Origin of the sequence: uncultured Gimesia sp., assembly GCF_937910335.1 — a bacterium.
Classification (GTDB): Bacteria; Planctomycetota; Planctomycetia; order Planctomycetales; family Planctomycetaceae; genus Gimesia.
Genome location: NZ_CALEMX010000594.1, coordinates 1 through 5,241 on the forward strand (window position 1 = coordinate 1; position 5,241 = coordinate 5,241).

The 5,241-nt window shown below is 42.6% G+C and carries 5 protein-coding genes and 1 pseudogene; all 6 read left to right on the forward strand.

Annotated elements, in window-relative coordinates:
* A pseudogene (locus Q0668_RS24255) lies at positions 1-846 on the forward strand (hypothetical protein); the annotation flags it as partial.
* Positions 847-1,302: 456 nt separating this feature from the next.
* Positions 1,303-1,629 (forward strand): hypothetical protein, encoded by a 327-nt coding sequence (locus Q0668_RS24260; RefSeq protein WP_298869134.1) that lies wholly within the window; start codon positions 1,303-1,305, stop codon positions 1,627-1,629.
* A gap of 160 nt (positions 1,630-1,789) precedes the next feature.
* The gene (locus Q0668_RS24265) at positions 1,790-2,107 is read left to right on the forward strand and encodes a hypothetical protein (RefSeq protein ID WP_298869135.1); all 318 of its coding nucleotides are present in this window, start codon (positions 1,790-1,792) and stop codon (positions 2,105-2,107) included.
* A 172-nt stretch (positions 2,108-2,279) separates the two neighbouring features.
* On the forward strand, positions 2,280-2,573 hold the full coding sequence (locus tag Q0668_RS24270) for a hypothetical protein (RefSeq protein WP_298869136.1): 294 nt from the start codon (positions 2,280-2,282) through the stop codon (positions 2,571-2,573).
* Positions 2,574-2,689: 116 nt separating this feature from the next.
* A complete protein-coding gene (cpaB, locus tag Q0668_RS24275; RefSeq protein ID WP_298869138.1) occupies positions 2,690-3,691 on the forward strand; it encodes a Flp pilus assembly protein CpaB in 1,002 nt (333 codons plus the stop codon).
* Positions 3,692-3,896: 205 nt separating this feature from the next.
* The gene (locus Q0668_RS24280; RefSeq protein WP_298869139.1) at positions 3,897-5,231 is read left to right on the forward strand and encodes a CpaF family protein; all 1,335 of its coding nucleotides are present in this window, start codon (positions 3,897-3,899) and stop codon (positions 5,229-5,231) included.
* Positions 5,232-5,241 lie beyond the last annotated feature (10 nt).

The following is a 5,241-nucleotide window of genomic DNA, read 5'->3' on the forward strand; positions in this document are numbered from 1 at the left end:
GATATTCTGCTGGACCATCGTAGTTTTAACCAGATATGGGGGGAGAAAGCCAAACCTCTGCTCGTTCAAAATCAGTATGGAATCAAGCCACGCGTTAAGGACGGATTGGCAAGTTCGAGTCATGAAGATCATACTTTAGCAACGCTTGCTGAAGTGGGGACCCCTGCCGACTACCCTGTTGTAACACCAAATGGGGAAACCACACTGGCGGCGATGATTCAGGAAACATTAAGCTCGTTCAGTTTGAATCAGCTGGAATATGAGTGGTCCACTCTTGTATTTGCCCTGTATCTGCAGTCTGCCCAAGATTGGATGACAACTGAAGGGCAGCTCGTTAATTTTGATCTCATCGCAGAGCGGATAATGCGTCAACAGCCCACCAAAGGGGTTTGTTATGGAAATCATCGATTGCATGCTTTGGTCATGCTGTTAAGGGTTGATGAACAAGCCCCCATTCTGACTGATCAGGGGCGAGAAAAGATCGTCCTGTATTTGAAAAACATCACCGCTTTGCTCGTAAAAACTCAGACGAAAGAGGGATATTGGGATAAGAATTGGGATGGGAGAAAATTTGAATTGTCATCTGAAAAATTATTTACCCCTCGCGCGCGTCGGATCCTGGCAACAGGACATGCAATGGAGTGGTGGGCGTTAGCGCCAGAAGAGATTCTCCCTCCTCAGGAAACGCTACAGAAAGCGGGACATTGGCTCGTCAAGAGTATCAATGCGATGCCTGATTCAGAGATTAAAAACAGCTACACATTTTTATCTCACGCGGGGCGCGCACTCGCGTTATGGAGAGGGAAATTTCCCTATCAGGTCGACTTATCTCAGCAAGACAAATAATACTGTAGCAGTGAACTGAATTCGATTTACTCAAAATCGTGATACTCATCAGATCCATACGATTACATCTTGCTCCTTTCAACAAGTCTACCTGGATGTGCACCGAAGATTACACTTGGCTTCAAAGTGTTAACCAAAGGATACAGAACCTGAAATGTCGCTGCATTGAATTGCTGACGGCTTAATTTTGCTTGAATCATACCTATTGGCCGATTGCTAATGATTTTAGGGACTGTAACGCAAATTTCTCTTAGCCGAATTGCTCATAAAATTCATTGTAGAGTGAAATTGCGAAAAATATGCATTGTGGGTCAAAATGGCACATCGTCTGCTGTTAATCTGGAACGTCTGCGCTGGGCGTATGCAGGCACGTTAATTTGCTCGAATGTTAATAACTACATGTTCATGTGGTGCATTCGGCATGCATTAACCATCTGATTAATGTGAGGAGTACGAATGAAGATGTTTCAGCAGTTGTGGAATGATGAAAATGGTTTCGTCGTTTCAACAGAACTAGTGCTGATCGCTACTGTGTTGGTTCTCGGTATGATTGTCGGGTTGACCACACTTCGTGATCAGGTAATCGCGGAATTAGCAGACGTTGCCGCTGCATTTTCCAACACTAACCAGAGCTATTCTTTCTCAGGGATCACAGGGCACTCATCAAGCACAGCAGGGTCTATCTTTGATGACAATATCGACTTCTGTGATCTTGATCTTGATCCTACCGGACTTGATAGCCACTGTATCTTAATCGTAGATGCATCAGTTGAATCTCCGTAAGTTTCAACTTCCGTTTTTGGGGTGAATTCTCAGGTTATTTAATAAATAGCCGCTTAACTAAGAGAATAGTCCCCTGCGATTATTGTTTAATTCTTGTATCAAAATGTTCAAAGGAGCTGTTTAAAACGGCTCACATAATCAATAAGGAGTTAGGATGAACATGCTTACTAATTTTTGGAATGATGAGGCAGGTTTTGTTGTCTCATCAGAACTCGTGTTGATCGGCACAATCCTCGTATTGGGTGTTGTAGTCGGATTGGCCACCGTTCGTGATCAAGTTGTTCAGGAACTGGGTGACCTTGCTTTAGCCATTTCAAACATTAACCAGAGTTACAGTTTTTCAGGTGTTACCGGACATACATCCAGCACAGCTGGTTCGCTCTTCGATGACCAACTCGATTTCTGTGATTCTAGTGTAGATCCTAGTGCTGCTGAACCTGCTTGTATCAGTGTTCAAATTACTGCTTCTGCTGAATAGTTTCATTAAAAGTTTGAGTGATTCAGAATCTGTTCCCGAGGACGCCCCCTCGGGAACGGGCTCTCTGAGCATTTTTGTTAGTTCGAGCGTTTATTGGCACATAAGATGCTTTTGATTATGGTGTTCGAAATATGTTCGTATTTTATGTGTCGGTTTTGTCAGGATATTAGGAATGCAAATTGCTCGTCAATTTTGGAGTGATCAAAGGGGGAGTGTTTCTCCTTTTGCCACGGTCCTGATGGTTACCATTCTTGTGATTGGTATCATTCCGGGCGTATCGACTTTGAGAGATCACATCGTCCAGAAGTATGGTGATATGGCTGTATCTCTGGAGAGTATTGATCAATCTTATAGTTTCACTGTAAATGGTGTGACGAGTGAATATGTTGATTCAAATTCACTAACAGATCCTGACGGAGACGCGCCTGCCGGGCTTGATTTAACGATTTCTGCGTCCGGTGAGTAAAGTCAAATTTTAGCAGTAATTGCTATAAATCAATCTATGATTGAATGTAAATACCTGTGTTAATTTAACGCAAGGTAAGTCAATTTTTTATATTCGAAGATTTCAGGGAAGTTAACGTGGCAAAAATTAGTCCAGGAACAATGACCGCAGCGATTTTCGCAATTTTACTTGGCTTAGGTGCTGCTTATACAGTACGACAGTTTCTGCATAAACAGCCTGTTCCAGCAATGTTAGCAGAAGATCCTGTTAAGCCCAGGCAGATGACTGTCCCTATTGCATCAAGAGATCTAGTGCCAGGTCAGACATTGTCGCTGGATGATATTGCTATTTTAAGAATTGCTCCTGAATCAGTCGATAAGAAATTTGATTCCAAGGGTAAACAAAGAATTACAGCCACGCAATATATTACTGGTCGTGTGCTTAAAAATCCGATTAAAGCAGGACAACCATTTCACACGATCGATTTATTCGCAAATGGAATGGGACCTGGTCTTTCAGACGTTCTGAAGCCAGGTAACCGGGCTGTGACCGTAGCCATTCACAAAATTGGAAATGTCGCCGGATTCTCTCGACCAGGGGCTATTGCTGACGTCCTTTTTCGATCAAATGCCACAGATGGTATTCCAGAAACAACAATCACGCTCTTGGAAAAAGTTCGTGTTCTGGCCGTCGGTGAAATCGCTGTTCCAGGACATAAAACTGTCGGGAGTTCCAAAGGTGGTAAAGGAGAAGAGTATTCCATCACTCTTGAAGTTTCTCCCGAACAGGGAAAAGTTTTAAAAGTAGTGGAAGGCCATGGTGTATTAAGCATGGCGTTGCGTAATCCCAACGAAAATACTGAAGTGGTATCGGCGGGCCGTTCGAGTGATCGTCTGACACTTTCCAACATCTTGGGCTTCTTGCCAAGTCAACGGGTTTCCAGCATGGATATCTATCGTGCGGGTAGTTTGAATACCGTGCATTTTAAGGGAAACCGTGCTTTCAAAAACGAAAACTGGATAGACGCGATTGAGACACCCGTTGCTTCAGAAGTAATCCCCTCCAATAAAGCAACTACGACTATGAAACAAACCAAACGTAAAACCTCTGAGATATCTACTCCCGTCAGTGGTTTATAAAACCGGAATAATTAGAATCTCTCGATCCTGGTTCTCGGTGACATAGCAGTTGTTTTTCTGTGGCATTTTTAGCGTTTAAACTTCTTTGATTCGATCAAGGTATGGTATTCGCTCAAAGTACGTCATGACAAAATGGGATAGATCATCTCTATCTTGTTAGTTAAGTCTACCTAAGTAACAATATTTTGAATTTTTGGGATTGCACATGGAATCGCTTGGTACAAAGAAACTGTTTGTGGAATCTAATAGTTTTGTTCCTGAAAATAGAGAAGCCGAACTACATTTTCAAAAGCAAAAAGTTTTAATTCATCAGGAACTGGTTGATTCACTTGACCTGTCTATGTTGGCTCAAATATCAGAAAAAGAGCTATCAGGAGAAGTGCGTGCTGTTGCAATAGAAATTTGCGATGAGCATGTTTCCGTTCTGGAAGGTATTGATCGTGAACGCTTGCTGAATGAGCTGCTGAGTGAAGTTTTTGGTTTAGGGCCATTGGATCACTTAATGGCAGATCCAACCATCAGTGATATCCTCGTCAACCATGCATATGAAATTCATATTGAACGAAATGGCCAACTCGAGGAGTCCGATGTTATTTTTGCTGATAATCAGCATTTGATGCGGATCATTCAAAGGATCGTATCACGTGTAGGGCGGAGAATAGACGAAGTGAATCCAATGGTCGATGCTCGACTCCCTGATGGATCACGAATTAATGCCATTATACCTCCGCTGGCTTTAAACGGGCCCTCATTATCCATTCGAAGGTTTGGAACAGTTCCTTTACAGATTGATGATCTGATTGAAAAGAAATCAGTGACTCCGGAGATTGTTGATTTTCTGGCGGCAGTTGTTGACTCCCGGATTAGTATGTTGATTTCCGGGGGGACTGGTAGCGGTAAAACAACATTGCTCAATGCACTTTCTAATTTTATACCGCGAGAAGAACGGTTGATTACCATAGAGGATTCCGCTGAGTTAATCCTGCAACATAAACATGTTGTGCGTCTTGAAACAAAAATTGATAATACTGAAGGTGTGGGAGAAATCTCGCAAAGACAGCTGGTTAAAAACAGCCTGCGTATGCGTCCGGATCGTATTATTATCGGTGAAGTAAGAGGGCCTGAAGCACTAGATATGCTCCAGGCAATGAATACAGGTCATGAAGGATCTTTAACAACCATTCATGCAAATGATACTCGCGATGCATTAGCCCGTTTGGAAATGATGGTCTCTATGAGCGGTTTTGAACTTCCGTTACCCGTCATCAGACAATACATCGCAAACGGAATTGGAATTATTCTACATGTCTCCCGCCTCAAAGGGGGACAACGTTGTATTGCTAAAGTATCTGAAATTATTTCTCTGAACAGTCAGGGTGAATATAAAGTGGAAGATATCTTTGGTTTTGAGCAAACCGGCATTGATGATCAGGGAAATGCACGAGGGAAATTTTATGCAACTGGATATCGCCCTGCATGCCTCAAACGGATGGAAGCTTCTGGAATTAAACTCAGCGATCATATATTTGAAAAAAAATAGTTTCAGACGT